The organism is Sediminihabitans luteus (genome assembly GCF_002797595.1).
Lineage (GTDB): Bacteria > Actinomycetota > Actinomycetes > Actinomycetales > Cellulomonadaceae > Paraoerskovia > Paraoerskovia lutea.
Genome location: NZ_PGFE01000002.1, coordinates 678,755 through 698,512, shown reverse-complemented (window position 1 = coordinate 698,512; position 19,758 = coordinate 678,755). Strand labels below are relative to the sequence as shown.

The following is a 19,758-nucleotide window of genomic DNA, read 5'->3' as shown; positions in this document are numbered from 1 at the left end:
GGTCAGCCCCCGTGGCCGACGTCGCAGACTCCCTGCAGGACACGCAGGGTCCTTACTACGGTGACTTCGGTGGCCGGTTCGTGCCGGAGGCGCTCATCGCGGCGCTCGAGGAGCTCGAGGCCGAGTACCGCAGCGCGATCGTCGACCCGGCGTTCCTCGCCGAGCTCGAGCGGCTCCAGCGCGAGTACACGGGGCGTCCGAGCCCGCTGACCGAGGTGCCGCGCTTCGCGGAGCACGCGGGCGGCGTCCGCGTGCTGCTCAAGCGCGAGGACCTCAACCACACGGGCTCGCACAAGATCAACAACGTGCTGGGCCAGGCGCTGCTCGTCAAGCGCATGGGCAAGAAGCGCGTCATCGCCGAGACCGGCGCAGGGCAGCACGGTGTCGCGACCGCGACCGCCGCGGCCCTGCTCGACCTCGAGTGCGTCGTCTACATGGGCGAGGAGGACACGCAGCGCCAGGCCCTCAACGTCGCGCGCATGCGCCTGCTCGGCGCGACGGTCGTGCCCGTCACGATCGGCTCGCGCACGCTCAAGGACGCGATCAACGAGGCGCTGCGCGACTGGGTCGCGAACGTCGACGACACGCACTACCTGCTCGGCACCGTGACGGGCCCGCACCCGTTCCCCGAGATCGTGCGCGAGTTCCACAAGGTCATCGGCAACGAGGCGCGCGCGCAGGTGCTCGAGCGTGTGGGCCGCCTGCCCGACGTCGTCGCGGCGTGCGTGGGCGGCGGGTCGAACGCGCTCGGCATCTTCAACGCGTTCCTCGACGACGACGTGCGCCTCGTGGGCCTCGAGGCCGGGGGCGACGGCGTCGACACGGGGCGGCACTCCGCCCGGTTCAGCGGCGGCGCGCCAGGCGTGCTGCACGGCGCGAAGTCCTACCTGCTCCAGGACGACGACGGCCAGACGCTCCCGAGCCACTCGGTCTCCGCAGGCCTCGACTACCCGAGCGTGAGCCCGATCCACGCGTGGCTGCACGACTCGCACCGCGCCGAGTACCGGCCGGTCACCGACGACGAGGCCATGGAGGCGTTCCGCCTGCTGTGCCGCACCGAGGGGATCATCCCCGCGATCGAGTCGGCGCACGCGCTCGCGGGCGCGCTCGTGCTCGGGCGCGAGCTCGCGGCGCAGGGCCGCCAGGACGCCGTCGTGCTGGTCAACCTCTCGGGCCGCGGCGACAAGGACGTGGCGACCGCCGCCCGGTGGTTCGACCTCGTCGACGAGGAGGACATCGCGAAGGCCGCGACGACCGAGGGGAGCAGCCTGTGACCGCCACGACCGGCTTCGGCGAGGGGCGCACGGGCGCCCGGCTGGCCGAGCTGCGCGCCGAGGGGCGTGCCGCGCTCGTCGGGTACCTGCCCGTGGGCTTCCCCGACGTCGACCGCTCGATCGAGGCCGCGCTCGCGATGGTCGAGGCGGGGGCGGACGTCGTCGAGCTGGGTGTGCCGTACACCGACCCGGTCATGGACGGCCCCACGATCCAGCACGCGGTCGAGGCCGCGCTCGAGGCGGGCACCCGGGTCGCCGACGTGTTCCGGGTCGTGTCCGCGGTCGCTGCGACGGGCGTCCCGGTGCTCGTGATGACGTACTGGAACCCGGTGCTGCGCTACGGCGTCGACCGTTTCGCGGCGGACCTCGCCGCGGCCGGCGGCGCCGGGCTCATCACGCCCGACCTCATCCCCGACGAGGGTGCGGAGTGGCTCGCCGCGGCGGACGCGCACGGGCTCGACAAGGTCTTCCTCGTCGCCCCGTCGTCGACCGTGCCGCGCCTCGCGAGCACCGCGGCCGCCTCGCGCGGCTTCGTGTACGCGGCCTCGACCATGGGCGTCACGGGCGAGCGCACGCAGGTGGGCCCCCGGGCGGCCGAGCTGGTCGCGGCCACGCGCGAGGCGGGGGCCGGGCACGTGTGCGTGGGCCTCGGCGTCTCCACGGGCGAGCAGGCCGCGCAGGTCGCGCGCTTCGCGGACGGGGTGATCGTCGGCTCGGCGCTCGTGCGCCCGCTGTTGACCGACGCGCCCTGGGCCGAGCGGCTGACCGCGCTGCGCGCGGTCACGGCCGAGCTCGCGGCCGGCGTGCGCGGCGCCCGTGCGGAGGTCGGCGCGTGAACCACCTGCTGACTGTCCTGCCCGCGTCCATCCCGAGCCCCTCGCAGGGCGTGTGGCACCTCGGCCCGATCCCGATCCGCGCGTACGCGTTCGCGATCCTCGCGGGCATCGCCGTCGCGGTCTGGCTGACGTCCAAGCGCTGGGTCGCCCGCGGCGGCCAGGCCGAGGACGTGCTCGAGATCGCGTTCTGGGCGGTCCCGTTCGGGATCGTGGGCGGGCGGCTCTACCACGTCGTCACGACGCCGGACCCGTACTGGGGCGAGGGCGGCGACCCGTGGAAGGCGATCCGGATCTGGGACGGCGGGCTGGGGATCTGGGGCGCCGTCGCGCTCGGCGCGGTCGGTGCGTACATCGGGTGCCGACGGCTCGGCGTGAGCTTCCCCGGGTTTGCTGACGCGCTCGCTCCGGGCCTGCTGCTCGCGCAGGCGATCGGCCGGCTCGGCAACTGGTTCAACCAGGAGCTCTTCGGCGCACCGACGACAATGCCGTGGGGCCTCGAGATCGACTGGGACGTCGCCCGCACGACGTGCGAGAACGCCGGGATCACCTGCACGCCCGACACGCTGTTCCACCCGACGTTCCTGTACGAGATGCTCTGGAACATCGGTGCTGCCCTGCTCTTGATCTTCCTGGACCGCCGGTTCCGGCTGGGTCACGGTCGGGTATTCTGGCTCTACGTCGTGTTCTACACGCTCGGACGCGTGTGGATCGAGGCGCTCCGCATCGACACGGCGGAGGAGATCCTCGGTCTCCGGCTCAACGTCTGGACGTCCGTCCTGGTCGGCCTCGGTGCGTTGATAGCCTTCGTGATTGTCGGGCGCCGCCACCCCGGGCGCGAGGAGACAGTCGTGCTCGCTGCGAAGGAGCCTGAGACGGACGACGCCGCAGAGCCCGAACCGGGCGACTGAGACGTCGGCCGTCGAAACGTCGACGAAGACCGACCGGACCACGGTCCGGTCGCTTCGTCGTGTCCAGCGGGTCAAAGGCGCCCCATCATTTGGTACTAGTTCGTGTCCGAGCCCCCTCGGACACCTGTGAGGACGGTGTTGATGACCACGCCGCAGCATCGGACCAGCGCTCCCGGAGCGCAGGGTCTGTACGATCCTGCCGCCGAGCACGACGCATGTGGCGTCGCGTTCGTGGCCACGCTCCGCGGGACGCCGGGACGCGACATCGTCGACGCCGGCCTGACCGCGCTCCTGAACCTCGACCACCGCGGTGCGGTCGGCGCGGAGGAGAACAGCGGCGACGGCGCGGGCATCCTCACCCAGATCCCCGACGCGTTCCTGCGCGACGTGGTGGACGCCGACCTCCCGTCGGCCGGCCGCTACGCGATCGGCATGGCGTTCCTGCCGGGCGACACGGCCGAGGCCGACGCGCTCGCGCGTCGTGTCGAGGCCATCGCGACCGAGGAGAAGCTCGACGTCCTCGCGTGGCGCGACGTGCCCGTGACGGCCGACCTCGTCGGCCCGACCGCCCGTGCCACGATGCCGACGTTCCGCCAGCTCGTCGTCGCCGACCCGGCGCGCGAGCTCGAGGGCGTCGCGCTCGACCGCCGTGCCTACCGCCTGCGCAAGCGTGCCGAGAACGAGCTCGACCTGTTCTTCGCGTCGCTCTCCGCACGCACGATCACGTACAAGGGCATGCTCACCACGGCGCAGCTCGAGCCGTTCTTCCCGGACCTGTCCGACCCGCGCTACGCGTCCGAGCTCGCCCTCGTGCACTCGCGGTTCTCGACCAACACGTTCCCGTCGTGGCCGCTCGCGCAGCCGTTCCGCCTGATCGCGCACAACGGCGAGATCAACACGGTGCGTGGCAACCGCAACTGGATGGCGGCCCGCGAGGGCACGCTCGCGAGCGACGCGATCGGCGACCTCGCCCCGCTGCTGCCCGTGTGCTCCGAGGGGTCGAGCGACTCCGCGAGCTTCGACGAGGTGCTCGAGCTCCTGCACCTGTCGGGCCGCTCGCTGCCGCACTCGGTGCTCATGATGGTCCCCGAGGCGTGGGAGAACCACGCCGAGATGGACGCCGACCGCCGCGCCTTCTACGAGTACCACGCCGCGCTCATGGAGCCGTGGGACGGGCCTGCGAACCTCACGTTCACCGACGGCACGCTCATCGGTGCGGTCCTGGACCGCAACGGCCTGCGCCCCGGGCGGTACTGGGTCACCAAGGACGGCCTCGTCGTGCTCGCGAGCGAGGCGGGCGTGCTCGACCTCGACCCCGCGACGATCGTGCGCAAGGGCCGGCTCGAGCCGGGCCGCATGTTCCTCGTCGACACCGGCCAGGGCCGGATCGTCGAGGACGACGAGGTCAAGGGCCAGCTCGCCGCGCAGCGCCCCTACGCGCAGTGGGTCGCCGAGAACTCGGTCTACCTCGACCAGCTCCCCGAGCGCGAGCACGTGTCGCACTCGGCCGCCTCGGTGCACCGCCGCCAGCGCGCGTTCGGGTACACCGAGGAGGAGCTCAAGATCATCCTGAGCCCCATGGCGAACACGGGCGCCGAGCCGCTCGGCGCCATGGGCACGGACACGCCCATCGCGGTGCTGTCCAAGCGCCCGCGTCTGCTGTTCGACTACTTCACGCAGATGTTCGCGCAGGTCACCAACCCGCCGCTCGACGCGATCCGCGAGGAGCTCGTGACGTCGATCGGCGGCGCGATCGGCCCCGAGCCGAACCTGCTCGAGGACACCCCGGAGCACGCCCGCAAGCTCGTCGTGCCGTTCCCGGTGCTCGACAACGACCAGCTCGCGAAGATCGTGCGCGTGCACCGCGACCCGAAGCTCTACGGGATCTTCCGGTCGGTCACGATCCAGGGCCTGTACACCGCCTCGGGCGGGGGAGAGGCGTTGCTCGCACGGCTCCAGCAGATCTTCGCCGAGGTCGACGCGCACGTCGCCGCGGGCGCGAGCTTCATCGTGCTCTCGGACCGCGACTCGAACGCCGAGCTCGCGCCGATCCCGTCGCTGCTGCTCTCGAGCGCCGTGCACCACCACCTGCTGCGCCGTCACACGCGCACCCAGGTCTCGCTCATCGTCGAGGCGGGGGACGTGCGCGAGACGCACCACGTCGCGCTCCTCATCGGCTTCGGCGCTGCCGCGGTCAACCCGTACCTCGCGATGGAGACCGTCGAGGACCTCGCGGTGCGCGGCTACCTCGACGTGACCCCCGAGGTCGCGGTCAAGAACCTGATCAAGGCGCTCGGCAAGGGCGTGCTCAAGGTCATGTCGAAGATGGGCATCTCGACCATCTCGTCGTACCGCGGCGCGCAGGTCTTCGAGATCCTCGGACTCTCGCAGGACCTCGTCGACGACTACTTCACGGGCACGACGACCCGGCTGGGCGGCGTCGGCCTCGACGTGCTCGCGGCCGAGACCGCGGCCCGTCACACCGAGGCGTACCCGGCGTCCGGCAACCACCAGGCCCACCGCCGTCTGACCACGGGCGGCGAGTACCAGTGGCGTCGTGACGGGGAGGAGCACCTGTTCGACCCGGACACGGTGTTCCGCCTGCAGCACGCGACGCGCGAGCGCCGCTACGACATCTTCAAGCAGTACACGGACCGCGTGGACTCCCAGTCCGAGCGGCTCATGACGCTGCGCGGGCTGCTCGAGCTGCGCGGCGAGCGCGAGCCGATCAGCGTCGACGAGGTCGAGCCGGTCAGCGAGATCGTCAAGCGTTTCAACACGGGCGCGATGTCGTACGGCTCGATCTCGGCCGAGGCGCACGAGACGCTCGCGGTCGCGATGAACCGCCTCGGCGCGCGCTCCAACACGGGCGAGGGCGGCGAGGACCCCGAGCGCCTGTACGACCCGGAGCGACGCTCCAAGGTCAAGCAGATCGCCTCGGGCCGGTTCGGCGTCACGTCGGAGTACCTGACGAACGCCGACGACATCCAGATCAAGCTCGCCCAGGGCGCCAAGCCCGGCGAGGGCGGTCAGCTGCCGGGCCACAAGGTCTACCCGTGGGTCGCGCGCACGCGGCACTCGACGCCGGGCGTCGGCCTCATCTCGCCGCCGCCGCACCACGACATCTACTCGATCGAGGACCTCGCGCAGCTCATCCACGACGCGAAGAACGCCAACCCGTCGGCGCGCGTCCACGTCAAGCTCGTCTCCGAGTTCGGCGTCGGCACGGTCGCCACGGGCGTGTCCAAGGCGCACGCGGACGTCGTGCTGATCTCGGGCCACGACGGCGGCACGGGCGCGAGCCCGCTGACGTCGCTCAAGCACGCGGGCACGCCGTGGGAGATCGGCCTGGCCGAGACGCAGCAGACGCTCGTGCTCAACAACCTGCGCGACCGCATCGTCGTGCAGGTCGACGGGCAGATGAAGACCGGCCGCGACGTCGTCGTGGCGGCGCTCCTGGGTGCCGAGGAGTTCGGCTTCGCGACCGCCCCCATGGTCGTCGAGGGCTGCATCATGATGCGCGTGTGCCACCTCAACACGTGCCCCGTGGGTGTCGCGACGCAGGACCCGGAGCTGCGCAAGCGGTTCTCGGGCAAGCCTGAGTTCGTCGTGAACTTCTTCGAGTTCATCGCGCAGGAGGTGCGCGAGCACCTCGCCGCGTTGGGCTTCCGCACGATCGAGGAGGCCGTCGGCCAGGTCCAGAACCTCGACACGCGCAAGGCGGTCGCGCACTGGAAGGCGCAGGGTCTCGACCTCGCGCCGGTGCTCGAGCGTCCCGTGCCCGTCGAGGGCGCCTCGCTGCGCAACACCGGGGTCCAGGACCACGGTCTCGACAAGGCGCTCGACAACCAGCTCGTGGCGCTCGCGCAGGACGCGCTCGAGAACGGCACCCCGGTGCGCGTCGAGCTGCCCGTGCGCAACGTCAACCGGACCGTGGGCACCATGCTCGGTCACGAGGTCACGCGCCGGTACCGCGGCGAGGGCCTGCCCGACGACACGATCGACGTGACCCTCACGGGTTCCGCCGGCCAGTCGCTCGGCGCGTTCCTGCCGCGCGGCATCACGCTGCGCCTGTTCGGCGACGCGAACGACTACGTCGGCAAGGGCCTCTCGGGCGGCCGGATCGTCGTCCGCCCGGACCGCGCCTCGGTGCTCGCGGGCTCGAACGACGTCATCGCGGGCAACGTGATCGGCTACGGCGCGACCTCGGGGGAGATCTTCCTGCGCGGTCTCGTCGGCGAGCGCTTCGCGGTGCGCAACTCGGGCGCGACGCTCGTCGTCGAGGGCGTCGGGGACCACGGCTGCGAGTACATGACCGGCGGGACCGTGCTCGTGCTCGGCCGCACCGGGCGCAACTTCGGCGCGGGCATGTCGGGCGGTACCGCCTACGTGCTCGACCTGCGGGACAAGGCCCTCAACACGGGGGCCGTCGCGAACGGCGAGCTGCTCGTGACCCCGCTCGACGACGCGGACGCCGACGTCGTCGAGACGCTGCTGCGCAAGCACCTCGACGAGACGGGGTCGCCGCTCGCGGCCCAGCTCCTGGAGGACCCCGCAGCGACCCGTGCCCGACTCACCAAGGTCCTGCCGGCGGAGTACGCCCGCGTGCGTGCCGCGCTCGCGCAGGCCGCGACCGACGGTGTCGACCTCGAGGCGCCCGGCGCCTGGGAGAACATCTTGGAGGTGGCCCGTGGCTGACCCCCGCGGATTCCTGAAGACCCGGGAGCGCGAGCTCCCGACCAACCGACCCGTCGAGGTGCGACTGCAGGACTGGCGCGACGTCCACGAGCACCGGGTCGAGGGCCAGCCGTTCCTGAAGAACCAGGCGGGGCGCTGCATGGACTGCGGCATCCCGTTCTGCCACCAGGGCTGCCCGCTCGGGAACCTGATCCCCGAGTGGAACGACCTCGTGCGCCAGGACCAGTGGGCCGACGCGATCGAGCGCCTGCACGCGACCAACAACTTCCCGGAGTTCACGGGTCGCGTGTGCCCGGCACCGTGCGAGTCGAGCTGCGTGCTCGGCATCAACCAGCCGGCCGTGACGATCAAGAACATCGAGGTCTCGATCATCGACGAGGCGTTCGAGCGCGGTCTCGTGACGCCCGTGATCCCGCAGCGGCTCACCGGCAAGACGGTCGCGGTCGTGGGCTCGGGCCCCGCGGGCCTCGCTGCGGCGCAGCAGCTCACGCGCGCCGGCCACACGGTCGTCGTCTACGAGCGTGACGCCGCGATCGGCGGGCTCCTGCGGTTCGGCATCCCGGACTTCAAGCTCGAGAAGCTGCACATCGACCGTCGCCTCGAGCAGATGACGGCCGAGGGCACGCGGTTCCGCCCGGGCGTGGAGATCGGCAAGGACATCACCTGGGACGTGCTGCGCAGCCGCTTCGACGCGGTCGTGCTCGCGACCGGTGCGACGGTCCCGCGCCCGCTCGCGGTGCCCGGCGCCGACCTCGACGGCATCCACTTCGCGATGGAGTTCCTGCACCAGGCGAACACCGTGGTCGCGGGCGGCGAGGTCGCCGACCAGATCGTCGCGACCGGCAAGCACGTCGTCATCATCGGTGGCGGCGACACGGGCTCCGACTGCCTCGGCACGTCGCTGCGCCAGGGCGCCGCGAGCGTCACGACGCTCGCCATCGGCAAGAAGCCGCCGCTTGAGCGCGCCGCGCACCAGCCCTGGCCTACCGACCCGATCCTGTTCGAGGTGTCGAGCTCGCACGAGGAGGGCGGCGAGCGCGCCTACCTGGCCTCGACCGTCGAGTTCGTCGCCGGGCCGGACGGCGCGGTGCGCGCGCTGCGCGTCGCCGAGACCGAGTACCTGCCGGACGGCCGCCGCGTGCCCAAGGAGGGCACCGAGCGTGAGATCCCGGCCGACCTCGTGCTCGTCGCGATGGGCTTCACGGGCCCCGAGACCGAGACGCTGACGGCGCAGGACGGCGTCGAGCTCACGGCCCGCGGGCTCGTGGCGCGCGACGACGACTTCGCCGGGTCGCACCCGGGGCTGTTCGTCGCCGGGGACGCCGGCCGCGGCCAGTCGCTCATCGTGTGGGCGATCGCCGAGGGTCGGGCTGCTGCCGCGGCGGTGGACGCGTACCTTCAAGGGGAGACGGAGCTGCCGGCGCCGGTCGCGGCCAGCACCGTGTCCTTGCGACCCTGAGACCTGGCCCGGCGCGTGCGCCGGGCTGCCAGAGCGCGCGCCGTCCCGCGGCGTGCGCGGCCCGCGTGCCGGGCCTGAGAGAAGTGACGAGGCTGGAGACATGCGCAGAGCTAACATCGTTTGCACCATCGGACCCGCGACCGCATCGCGCGAGCAGATGCAGCGCCTGGTGGACGCCGGGATGGACGTCGCCCGGATCAACCGGAGCCACGGCGACGTCGCCGAGCACGAGGCGGTCTACCGCAACGTGCGCGCCGCGGCGGAGCAGGCGGGGCGCAACGTCGCCGTCCTCGTGGACCTGCAGGGCCCGAAGATCCGGCTCGGCCGGTTCGACGGCGACCAGAAGCACCACCTCGCGGTCGGTGACGTGTTCACCATCACGACCGACGACGTCGTGGGCACCAAGGAGCGCGTCTCGACGACGCACAAGGGCCTGCCGGGCGACGCGCGCGTCGGCGACCCGATCCTGATCGACGACGGCAAGGTCACGGTCCGCGTGACCGCGGTCGAGGGCAACGACGTCACGACGGTCGTCGAGGTCCCCGGTCCGGTGTCGAACAACAAGGGTCTGAACCTCCCGGGCGTCGCGGTCTCCGTGCCCGCGCTCTCGGACAAGGACCAGGAGGACCTGCGCTGGGGCCTCAAGATCGGCGCCGACTTCATCGCGCTGTCGTTCGTCCGCGACGCGGCCGACTACGACGACGTGCGCCGCATCATGGAGGAGGAGGGGCGCGTCGTCCCCGTCATCGCCAAGGTCGAGAAGCCGCAGGCGGTCGACAACCTCGCCGAGATCGTCGAGGCGTTCGACGGCATCATGGTCGCCCGTGGCGACCTGGGCGTCGAGCTCCCGCTCGAGCAGGTCCCGCTCGTGCAGAAGCGCGCGATCGAGCTCGCTCGTCGTGCCGCCAAGCCCGTGATCGTGGCGACGCAGGTGCTCGAGTCGATGACCACGTCGCCGCGCCCGACGCGCGCCGAGGCCTCGGACTGCGCCAACGCGATCCTCGACGGCGCGGACGCCGTCATGCTCTCGGGCGAGACCTCGGTCGGTGACTTCCCGATCGAGACCGTCGAGACCATGGCGCGCATCATCGAGAGCACCGAGCAGCACGGGCGCGAGCGCATCGCGCCGCTCGGCTCGACCCCGCACACGCGCGGTGGCGCGATCACGCGCGCCGCGGCCGAGGTCGGCGAGATCCTGGGCGTCAAGTACCTCGTGACGTTCACGCAGTCGGGCGACTCGGCCCGTCGCATGTCGCGTCTGCGCTCGTCGCTGCCGCTGCTGGCCTTCACCCCGAACGAGTCGGTGCGCAACACGCTCGCGCTGACGTGGGGCACGGACGCCTACGAGGTGCCCGAGGTCGACAGCACGGACGCGATGGTGAGCCAGGTCGACACGATGCTGCAGGCGAACGGCCTCGCCGAGGTCGGCGACCTCGTGGTCGTCGTCTCGGGCGCCCCGGTCGGCGTCTCGGGCACGACGAACTCGATCCTCGTGCACAAGATCGGCACGAGCGCGACCGTCTGACCCCCGGGGTCTTCCCCGACGACGACGCGAGCCCCCGGACCTGTGGTCCGGGGGCTCGCGTCGTGCAGGGACGTCGTGCTGGGACCGCCGGGTCGTGCTGGGACCGTCCTGCCGGGACCGCTGCGTCGTGCGAACCGCGTGCGTCGTGCTGAGCGCGTGGGTCGCGCTGCCGGGCTTCCGGGTGGTGCCGGGAGGGCGTGCGTCGTGGCGGACGCCGGCGGGCGGGCCGGTCCGTACGGCTCAGCCCGCCCGAATCAGCCCGCCCGGATCAGCCCGCGCGGTTCAGCTCTCGGTGCCGCTCGTGACGTCGTCGGCGGGCAGCGCGACGAGCCCGGCGGCGGCCTCGACCACGGCCCGCAGGCCCGCGACGGTCACCTCGAGGGGGAGGCCGCCCGCGTCGTCCGCGGGGACGTGCACGAACCCCGAGCGTACGGTCGAGGGCGTCGCGTGCTGGAGCGCGTAGAACAGCGCGTTGCACACGTACGTGCCGGCCGTGGTCGACGCGCGCGCGGGCACGCCACGTTCGCGCAGCAGCGCGAGCGTGCCGCGCACCGGCAGGTCGGTCCACAGGCCCACGGGGCCGCCGTCGACCACGGGCTCCTCGCGCGGCGACGCACCCGCGTTGTCGGGGATGCGCGCGTCGGCGAGGTTGATCGCGACGCGCTCGACGCGCAGGTGCTGCGTCCCGCCGGCGAGCCCGGCGGCGACGACGACGCGCGGGGAGTGCTCCTCGATCGCGGCGCGCAGCGCAGGCCACGCACCGTCGAAGGTCACCGGCAGGCGCACCGCGTGCAGCTCCTCGGCGTGACCCAGCGCGGGCCAGGACGCGGCCAGCGCGCGGGCGGCGTCCCAGGACGGGTTGGTCGCGGCGTCGTCGAACGGCTCGAAGCCGCTGACCAGGATCGTCACGGCGCGCTCGTTGTCATGTTCGGGCGCACGGTCGCGCTGCTACCGAAGACGGTCGCGGCGTTCAGCGCCCGACCTTGCGGTTGCCGCGCCCGACGAGCACGAGCGTGATCCCGACGACGAGGGCGACGATGCCGAGCGTGGTCAGGATTCCGGCGCCCGCTGCAGAACCCAGGATCACGAGCACGACACCAGCGATGAGCAGGACGAGCCAGAGGGCCATGGTGTTCCTTCCGTCGGGGCGAGCGCCGGATGCGGCGCGCCGTCACGCTACCAGCGTGGCGGTTCCCCGCACGTCCGCGCGGCGGCGCTAGCGTGCGACGGTGATCACGACCGAGCGCCGCGGGCTGCGGGCACGCACGGGGGTCGCCGTGCGGGCGATGGCCCAGCGGCACCCGCACGACGACTGGCTCGCCGCGTCTGTCGAGGGGCGCGTGTACCTGCGCACCTACCTGTACCTGCGTCTGACGATCGGCGTCGTCGGTCTGCTGCTGCCCGTGGTGCTCGTCCTGGGCGAGCTGCTGTGGCGCGAGCCCGGCGACCCCCTCGTGCGCGGCTCGCTCAGCGCGTACTACCACTCGGGCATGCGCGACTGGTTCGTGGGGTCGCTCCTGGTCGTCGCGGCATTCCTCGTCGCGTACCTGTGGAGCTTCCGCGACTGGGACAGCCGGATCAGCACGGCCGCCGGGATCCTGGCGGTCATCGTCGCGTTCTGCCCCACGAGCGGCGGCCCGCTCACGCCCGTGCAGCAGGCGCTGGGCGAGCAGGCGCTCGCACGCGTGCACATCGTCGCGGCGGCGGTGTTCATCGTGCTGCTGGGCGTGCTCAGCGCGCTCTACGGCTGGCGTGCCGGACGCCGCCCGGCGACCGTCCCCGGCCGCAGCCCCGCGTTCTGGCGAGCCCTGCACTGGTCGGCCGCCGGGGTCATCGCGGCCGCGGTGCTCGGGGTCGCGGTCGTGCGGCTGCTCCAGGCCACGGGGGTGCTCGGTGCGTTCGAGCGCGACCGCGTGCTGCTGGTCGCCGAGTGGGCGGCCGTGTGGGCGTTCTCCGTGTCGTGGCTCGCCAAGGGGTGGGACTCGGACCGGCTCCTGCGTCGTCGTACGGCGTGAACACAGCGTGAGCACGGGATGCGAACGGCGTGAGAACCGCGGGGTGGTGCGGAACACAGGCCTCAGGTTCGCGACGGACCCGCGGAAGGCGGAAGATGGACGCTGGGTCCGTGGGCCTGCGCAGCGAACGACGAGACGATGGGTCCAGGACTTGAACGGCAACGCAACGATGGTGCACCAGAACGTCGCCCTGCTGGCGCTCGCGACGACGCTCCCGGACGACGTCACGACGTCGGACGAGATCGACGAGCGTCTCGGCGAGACGCTCCGGCGGCTGCGCGTCCCGCGCCGCATGCTGCAGCGGGTCGCAGGGGTGCACGAGCGCCGCCGCTGGGCGAAGGACCAGTCGTTCGTCTCGGCCGCCGTCGCGGCGGGGGAGAAGGCGCTCGCCGAGGCCGGCGTCGCGCCGTCCGAGGTCGGGCTGATCATCAACACCTCGGTCACCCGGCCGCACCTCGAGCCCTCGGTGGCGGTCCGCATGCACGACGGGCTGGGCCTGCCGTCGTCGGCCATGAACTTCGACATCGCGAACGCGTGCCTGGGCTTCGTCAACGGCATGACGGTCGCGGCGAGCATGATCGACGCCGGGCAGATCCGCTACGCGATCGTGATCGACGGCGAGGACGCCGACGAGATGCAGGACCGCACGATCGAGCGGCTCTCGCGCCCCACGACCACGCGCGAGGACTTCATGAACGAGTTCGCGAGCCTCACGCTCGGCTCGGGCGCCGCCGCGGTCGTGCTCGGCCCGGCGGACGCGCACCCCGTGGGGCACCGGATCCTGGGCGGGGTCACGCGCGCCGCGACCCAGTTCCACGAGGTCTGCGTCGGCTCGGTCGACGGCATGATCACCGACACCAAGGCGCTGCTCAAGGGCGGCATGGAGCTCGTCGTCGCCGCCTGGAAGGACGCGCGCGAGCACTTCAGCTGGAGCTCCATGGACCGGTACATCCTGCACCAGGTCTCGGACGTGCACACCGACGCGATCGTCAAGGCCGCGCGCCTCGACCGCTCCAAGGTGCCGCTCACGTACCCGCGCCACGGCAACGTCGGCCCCGCCTCGATCCCGATCACGCTCGCCGAGCAGGCGCCGTCGCTCGCGCCGGGCGACCGGGTGCTGCTCATGGGCGTCGGCTCCGGCCTCAACACGTCGATGATGGAGATCGCCTGGTGAACCGCGCCCTCCCGGGCGCCGCGCGGCACGTCGCGGCGGCCTACCTCCCGCCTGCCCTGCCCGGTCTCGACCCGGCCTGGTCCCGGCTCGTGGAGGCGGACGACGCAGCCGGCGTCACCCGCACGTGGCACGTCCTGGACACCGGGCCCGCGCTCGCCGCGGCCGGCGTCGCGCCGCGGGGGACCGTGGTCTGCGTGCACGGCAACCCCACCTGGTCGTACCTGTGGCGCCGCCTGCTCGACGCCGCGACCGACCGGGCGCTCGCGGGCGGCCCGGCCTGGCGCGTGGTCGCGGTCGACCAGCTCGACATGGGCTTCTCCGACCGTACGGGCGCCCCGCGCGGGCTCGCCGAGCGCATCAGCGACCTCGACGCCGTGCTGGGCGCGCTCGCGCTCGACGGGCCCGCCGTGACGCTCGGCCACGACTGGGGTGGCGTCGTCTCGCTCGGGTGGGCCGTCGAGCACGCCGACCGGCTCGCGGCCGTCGCGACGCTCAACACGGCCGTGCACCCCGGCCCGAGTGAGGGCCGCGACCACGTGCCCGCGCCGCTGCGGCTCGCGCTCGCGCCGGGCGTGCTCGGTGCGGGCACGGTCACGACCGGCGCGTTCCTCGAGACCACGCTCGCGCTCGCGCACCCGCCGCTCGCGCCCGAGGTCAAGGACGCGTTCCGTGCGCCCTACCGCACCGCCACGGAGCGCGGCGGGATCGGGGCGTTCGTCGCCGACATCCCCGTGCCCGCGACCCACCAGAGCCGTGACGTGCTCGAGCGCGTCGCCGACGGGCTCCGCGCGCTCGAGGTGCCCGCGCTCGCGCTGTGGGGGCCGCGCGACCCCGTGTTCTCGGACCGCTACCTCGACGACCTCGGCGAGCGACTGCCGCACCTCGACGTGCACCGCTTCGAGGGCGCCGGGCACCTGGTGGCCGAGGACGTCGACTACGCGTCCGCGGTGCTCGACTGGCTCGAGGTGGTCCTCGAGCCGGCGGCCGACGCAGCCCCTGAGGCCGGCGACGCGGACGCCGTCCAGCCCCTGTGGCACCACCTCGACGCCCGCCGCGACGACGCGGACGTCGCGCTCGTCGAGATGGCGCCCCCCGGCGGCGCCGGCCCCCGCTCGGTGAGCTGGCGCCTGCTCACGCGTCGGGTCGACGAGATCGCGCGCGGCCTCGTCGACCTCGGCGTGCGCCCGGGCGACCGTGTCTCGCTGCTCGTTCCCCCCGGGGCCGACCTGACCGCCGTCCTGTACGCGTGCCTGCGCGTCGGCGCGGTCGTCGTCGTCGCGGACGCCGGGCTCGGTCTGCGCGGCCTCACGCGGGCCGTGCGCGGGGCTCGGCCGGCCTTCGTGATCGGCGCGCGGCCCGGCCTCGCCGCGGCGCGCGCGCTCGGCTGGCCCGGGGTGCGCGTGTCGACGACCGACCTGCCCGGACCGCTCGCACGCACGCTCGGGGTGCGGGCCTCGCTCGCGGACCTCGCCGAGCGCGGCGCGCTGCTCGCCGACCGCGCCGACGCCCTCGCGCACGTCCCGGCCGCCGACGACGTCGCCGCGGTGCTGTTCACGTCGGGCTCGACCGGCCCCGCCAAGGGCGTGGTCTACACGCACCGCCAGATCGCCGCGGTCCGTGACGCCCTGGCCGCGCAGTACGGCGTCGGCCCCGGCGCGTCGCTCGTCGCGGGCTTCGCGCCCTTCGCGCTGCTCGGCCCCGCGCTCGGCACGCGGTCGGTCACCCCGGACATGGACGTCACGGCCCCGCGCACGCTGACCGCCCGCGCGCTCGCGGCCGCGGTCGGTGCGGCCGACGCGACCGTCGTGTTCCTCTCGCCCGCCGCGATCGCGAACGTCGTCGCGACGTCCGACGCGCTCGACCCCGCCGACCACCGGGCTCTCGCCGGCGTCGAGACGTTCCTGTCGGCCGGCGCGCCGGTCTCGCCCGCGCTGCTCGCGCGCGTCGAGTCGCTCATGCCCGGTGCGCTCGCGCACACCCCGTACGGCATGACCGAGTCGCTCCTGGTCACCGACGTGACCGGGCCCGAGATCCGCGCGGCAGCGGCCGACCCCGCCCGCGGTCCCGGCGTGTGCGTGGGCCGCCCCGTGCGCTCCGCGCTCGTACGGATCAGCGCGCTCGACGCGACCGGCGCGGCCGTCGGCGAGCCGAGCGACGCCCCCGGCACGACCGGCGAGGTGCTCGTCGCCGCGCCGCACGTCAAGGACCACTACGACCGCCTGTGGCTCACCGAGCACGCGAGCCGCCGCGGACGCACGCCCACGAGCCCGCGCTGGCACCGCACGGGCGACGTCGGCCACCTCGACGCGCAGGGACACCTGTGGATCGAGGGACGCCTCGCGCACGTCGTGGTCACCGCGACCGGGGTCGTGACCCCGGTCGGCCCCGAGCAGGCCCTCGAGGCCTCGGACGCCGTGGCCCGGGCCGCCGTCGTCGGCGTCGGCCCGCGCGGGGCGCAGCAGCTCGTCGCGGTGCTCGAGCCCGTCGACCCGCCCCGTCGCCCGGCGCTCGCGGACGACGTCCTGGCGACCGACGCCCGCTCACGCACCCCCGTCCCGCTCGCGGCCGTGCTCGTGGTGCCCGACCTCCCGACCGACGTCCGGCACAACTCGAAGGTCGACCGCGCACGCCTGGCCACCTGGGCGGACGCCGTCCTGGCCGGTGGGCGGATGGTCGCACCGTGAGCGCGCACCGGGTGCTCGTCACGGGCGCGAGCGGGTTCCTCGGCCGGGCCGTCGCTACCGCCCTGGTCGCGGCCGGGCACGACGTGCGCACGCTCCAGCGGCGCCCCTCGGGCGTCGAGGGCGTGCAGGACGTGCTCGGCACGGTCACCGACCCCGCGACGGTCGCCTCCGCGCTGGACGGCCGTGACGCCGTCGTGCACCTCGCCGCGAAGGTCAGCCTCGCGGGCGACCCGGCCGACTTCGAACGCGTCAACGTGGGCGGCACCGCGACCCTGCTCGACGCCGCGCGCGCCGCGGGCGTCGAACGGTTCGTGCAGGTCTCCTCGCCGTCGGTCGCCCACCTGGGCACCGCGATCGTGGGCGCCGACGCCGACCCCGCCGACCCCGTCCACGCGCGCGGCGACTACGCCCGCACCAAGGCCGCCGCCGAGCTGCTCGCGCTGCGTGCCGACTCGGACCGGATGCGGGTCGTCGCCGTGCGTCCGCACCTCGTGTGGGGGCCGGGGGACACCCAGCTCGTCGAGCGCGTGGTCGAGCGTGCGCGGGCCGGACGGCTGCCCGTGCTCGGGCACGGGGCGGCGCTCGTCGACTCGACGTACGTCGACAACGCGGCGTCCGCGATCGTCGCGGCGCTCGCCGCGGTCGACCGTGTGCACGGCAACGCCTACGTGGTGACCAACGGCGAACCCCGCCCCGTCGGGGAGCTCATCGCCGGGATCTGCCGGGCCTCCGGCGTCCGGCCCCCCGCGTGGAGCGTGCCCGCGGGCCTCGCCCGCGCGGCCGGCGGGGTCGTCGAGGCCGTGTGGCGCGTGCGGCCCGGAGCGGACGAGCCCCCCATGACCCGGTTCCTCGCCGAGCAGCTCTCGACAGCGCACTGGTTCGACCAGCGCCGCACGCGCGCCGACCTGCGCTGGGAACCCGCCGTCACGATCGACGAGGGCCTCGCGCGGCTGGCGCCGCCACGCGCCTGACCGTGCCCCTGCCTGCGACCACCCGCCTGCGACCGACTGCCACCCTCAGGAGAACCAGATGCCCCAGGACGACGCCACCTTCGAGGAGGCGACCGAGCTCGTCGTCGACTACCGCTACGTCGAGGACGCCGAGACGGCGCTCCTCGAGCCCGGGGAGGTGCGCAGCGACGAGCCCGACGAGCCCGGCTGGGAGTTCACCGTCCGGCTGCGCGACGTCGTGCGGTCGCGAGGCGCGACTCTCAACGCGGGCGACTGGACGCAGGTCGTCACCGGCGTGATCCCCGCTGACCTCGACGAGACCGTCGCCGTGGTCATCGAGATCCTGCGCGAGCACATGCCCACGCTGATCCCCGTCGCGGTGCACACGGTCGACGGCTCGGTCGAGGAGTTCGAGGCGGAGTTCGACGACGCGTTCGACCTCGCGGTCGGGGCGCCCGAGCTCGCCTGACGACACCGCTGTCGGACGCTCCGGCGTCTCACGGTCGAGCTGGCGAGGCGTTCACCGTGCCGCGACGGCCGCCCGGCCGGGGTGCAGGACCAGAGTGACGAACCCGAGTCCGCCGCGGTACCCGCGGAGCCATCCGTCGCGGTGCGCCTCGACGGCGGCAAGCACCTCACCGGCCTCCGGGTGGTCGGGGTTCTCGACCGCCCACCGCGCGGGCGCCCCGGTCCACGACCACTCGTAGTCGTCCCACTCCTCCTGGGTGCTGACGTGCCCGTACACGGTCACCCACCCGTGCCGCGTGACGAGGTCGACGGTGTCGGGCAGGGTGAGGTACTCGTCCGGCGAGGCCCCGCCGAGACCCTCGAGGACCGCTGCCGTCGGGGGAACGGGCCAGAAGCAGTCGCCGAGCAGGAGGAGCCCGTCGGCGGCGAGGTGCCCACGCGCGGCCTCGAGCGTGGGCTCGAGGCCCCCGTAGGCGTACGCGGCGCCCACGCTGAGCACCGCGTCGAACGGCGCGTCGGCCATGAACCGGCGGACGTCGCCCTGCACCAGCGTCAGGCGGTCCGCCAGGCCGACGAGGGCAGCCTCGCGCATGGTCTTCTCGAACCCGACGTCGGACGTGTCCACCCCGACGGCGGTGAGACCCGGGTCGTGGCGCAACGCTCGCAACAGCCAGGTGCCGTCGCCGCACCCGAGGTCGAGGACACGTCGCCGGCCGCGTGTCGTCCGGGTCAGCATGTCGTCGACGCGTGCGTCGCTCAACGGTGCCGCGATCGGGTGCTCGGAGTGTGCGAGGCGCACGAGCGTGCGTCGTCCCATCGTCAGGACCTCCCGTCGCCAGCGTCGAGAACGCATGCGCGGCCGGACCAGCCCGCGTCGGCCACGACCTGCTGAGGTGCCCCGAGTGGGATTCGAACCCACACTGGATCGGGTTTGAGCCGATTGCCTCTGCCGGTTGGGCTATCGGGGCGCGGGCCTATCGAACCACAACCGCCGGGTGAAGCCAGCATCACACCGGCTCCGTGCAGGAGATTCTCAGCCTGTCCGCTTACGATGTGGGCGTGAGTGACGACAACGCGAGTGCACAGACGCCCGAGCCCCTGGACCTTCCGCCGCTGGTCGAGTCGCAGGACGCCGCACCCGCGGCCCCGGCCCGTCCCGTGCGGACCGCCGTGGTCGCCGAGGACGAGGCCCTGATCCGGATGGACGTCGTCGAGACGCTCCGTGACGCGGGCTTCGACGTGGTCGGCGAGGCGGGCGACGGCGAGACCGCGGTGCGCCTGGCGACCGAGCTCAAGCCCGACGTCGTCGTCATGGACGTCAAGATGCCCGAGCTCGACGGGATCTCCGCCGCGGAGCGCATCGGCAAGGCGCACGTCGCGCCCGTCGTCCTGCTCACCGCGTTCTCGCAGACCGAGCTCGTCGAGCGTGCGCGTGACGCGGGCGCCATGGCGTACGTCGTCAAGCCGTTCACTCCCGCCGACCTGCTGCCCGCGGTCGAGATCGCGATCTCGCGCTACTCGCAGATCGCGGCGCTCGAGTCCGAGGTCGCCGACCTTGCCGAGCGGTTCGAGACGCGCAAGCGCGTCGACCGGGCCAAGGGTCTGCTCATGACGAAGATGGGCCTGACGGAGCCCGAGTCGTTCCGCTGGATCCAGAAGACCTCGATGGACCGTCGCCTGACGATGCGCGAGGTCGCGGACGCCGTGATCGACCAGGTCGGCGGCGCGGCCTGATCCCAGGCCGGCCGATGCCGGTCGCGTCGTCGT

15 protein-coding genes and 1 tRNA gene are annotated in these 19,758 nt (G+C 73.4%); 12 read left to right on the top strand and 4 right to left on the bottom strand.

Features of this window, described 5'->3' with window-relative positions:
• Positions 1-11 precede the first annotated feature (11 nt).
• From trpB to pyk, 6 genes are all read left to right on the top strand, one after another.
• Positions 12-1,274, top strand: a complete 1,263-nt coding sequence (trpB, locus tag CLV28_RS09145) for a tryptophan synthase subunit beta (protein ID WP_100422954.1) — start codon at positions 12-14, stop codon at positions 1,272-1,274.
• Complete coding sequence (trpA, locus tag CLV28_RS09140) at positions 1,271-2,110, top strand: tryptophan synthase subunit alpha (protein ID WP_100422953.1); 840 nt, start codon at positions 1,271-1,273, stop codon at positions 2,108-2,110. The genes trpB and trpA overlap by 4 nt, the downstream gene beginning before the upstream one ends.
• Positions 2,107-3,018, top strand: coding sequence for a prolipoprotein diacylglyceryl transferase (gene lgt / locus CLV28_RS09135; protein ID WP_373314342.1), 912 nt, complete (start codon positions 2,107-2,109; stop codon positions 3,016-3,018). Before trpA ends, lgt begins: the two co-directional genes overlap by 4 nt.
• A gap of 141 nt (positions 3,019-3,159) precedes the next feature.
• The gene (gene gltB / locus CLV28_RS09130; RefSeq protein ID WP_100422952.1) at positions 3,160-7,716 is read left to right on the top strand and encodes a glutamate synthase large subunit; all 4,557 of its coding nucleotides are present in this window, start codon (positions 3,160-3,162) and stop codon (positions 7,714-7,716) included.
• Positions 7,709-9,175, top strand: coding sequence for a glutamate synthase subunit beta (locus tag CLV28_RS09125; protein ID WP_100422951.1), 1,467 nt, complete (start codon positions 7,709-7,711; stop codon positions 9,173-9,175). The genes gltB and CLV28_RS09125 overlap by 8 nt, the downstream gene beginning before the upstream one ends.
• Before the next feature lie 100 nt (positions 9,176-9,275).
• Complete coding sequence (pyk, locus tag CLV28_RS09120) at positions 9,276-10,700, top strand: pyruvate kinase (protein WP_100422950.1); 1,425 nt, start codon at positions 9,276-9,278, stop codon at positions 10,698-10,700.
• A 282-nt stretch (positions 10,701-10,982) separates the two neighbouring features.
• On the opposite strand, the gene CLV28_RS09115 is transcribed toward pyk, so the two are convergent.
• Both CLV28_RS09115 and CLV28_RS15670 read right to left on the bottom strand, forming a co-directional pair.
• Positions 10,983-11,609 (bottom strand): pyroglutamyl-peptidase I, encoded by a 627-nt coding sequence (locus CLV28_RS09115; RefSeq protein WP_100422949.1) that lies wholly within the window; start codon positions 11,607-11,609, stop codon positions 10,983-10,985.
• 61 nt (positions 11,610-11,670) lie between these two features.
• Positions 11,671-11,829, bottom strand: a complete 159-nt coding sequence (locus tag CLV28_RS15670; protein ID WP_170062648.1) for a hypothetical protein — start codon at positions 11,827-11,829, stop codon at positions 11,671-11,673.
• 100 nt (positions 11,830-11,929) lie between these two features.
• Between CLV28_RS15670 and CLV28_RS09110 the strand changes: the two genes are divergently transcribed.
• The 5 genes from CLV28_RS09110 to CLV28_RS09090 all read left to right on the top strand — a co-directional run bounded on the left by CLV28_RS09110 (position 11,930) and on the right by CLV28_RS09090 (position 17,992).
• Positions 11,930-12,715 carry a hypothetical protein gene (locus CLV28_RS09110; protein ID WP_100422948.1) on the top strand — a complete coding sequence of 262 codons (786 nt, stop codon included), beginning with the start codon at positions 11,930-11,932 and terminating at the stop codon, positions 12,713-12,715.
• A 151-nt stretch (positions 12,716-12,866) separates the two neighbouring features.
• Positions 12,867-13,889 carry a 3-oxoacyl-ACP synthase III gene (locus CLV28_RS09105; protein WP_239073369.1) on the top strand — a complete coding sequence of 341 codons (1,023 nt, stop codon included), beginning with the start codon at positions 12,867-12,869 and terminating at the stop codon, positions 13,887-13,889.
• The gene (locus CLV28_RS09100; protein WP_100422946.1) at positions 13,886-16,573 is read left to right on the top strand and encodes an alpha/beta fold hydrolase; all 2,688 of its coding nucleotides are present in this window, start codon (positions 13,886-13,888) and stop codon (positions 16,571-16,573) included. Before CLV28_RS09105 ends, CLV28_RS09100 begins: the two co-directional genes overlap by 4 nt.
• Positions 16,570-17,544: an NAD-dependent epimerase/dehydratase family protein gene (locus CLV28_RS09095; RefSeq protein ID WP_100422945.1), complete on the top strand. Its 975-nt coding sequence runs from the start codon at positions 16,570-16,572 to the stop codon at positions 17,542-17,544. Before CLV28_RS09100 ends, CLV28_RS09095 begins: the two co-directional genes overlap by 4 nt.
• Positions 17,545-17,602: 58 nt before the next feature.
• On the top strand, positions 17,603-17,992 hold the full coding sequence (locus CLV28_RS09090) for a hypothetical protein (RefSeq protein ID WP_100422944.1): 390 nt from the start codon (positions 17,603-17,605) through the stop codon (positions 17,990-17,992).
• Positions 17,993-18,043: 51 nt separating this feature from the next.
• Here the strand turns inward: CLV28_RS09090 and CLV28_RS09085 are convergent, their stop codons facing one another.
• Both CLV28_RS09085 and CLV28_RS09080 read right to left on the bottom strand, forming a co-directional pair.
• Complete coding sequence (locus tag CLV28_RS09085) at positions 18,044-18,808, bottom strand: SAM-dependent methyltransferase (protein WP_100422943.1); 765 nt, start codon at positions 18,806-18,808, stop codon at positions 18,044-18,046.
• 77 nt (positions 18,809-18,885) lie between these two features.
• Positions 18,886-18,959: transfer RNA gene (locus CLV28_RS09080), tRNA-Leu, on the bottom strand.
• A gap of 91 nt (positions 18,960-19,050) precedes the next feature.
• Here CLV28_RS09080 and CLV28_RS09075 point away from each other — a divergent pair.
• Positions 19,051-19,725 carry an ANTAR domain-containing response regulator gene (locus tag CLV28_RS09075; protein WP_157802575.1) on the top strand — a complete coding sequence of 225 codons (675 nt, stop codon included), beginning with the start codon at positions 19,051-19,053 and terminating at the stop codon, positions 19,723-19,725.
• The last annotated feature ends 33 nt before the right edge of the window (positions 19,726-19,758 follow it).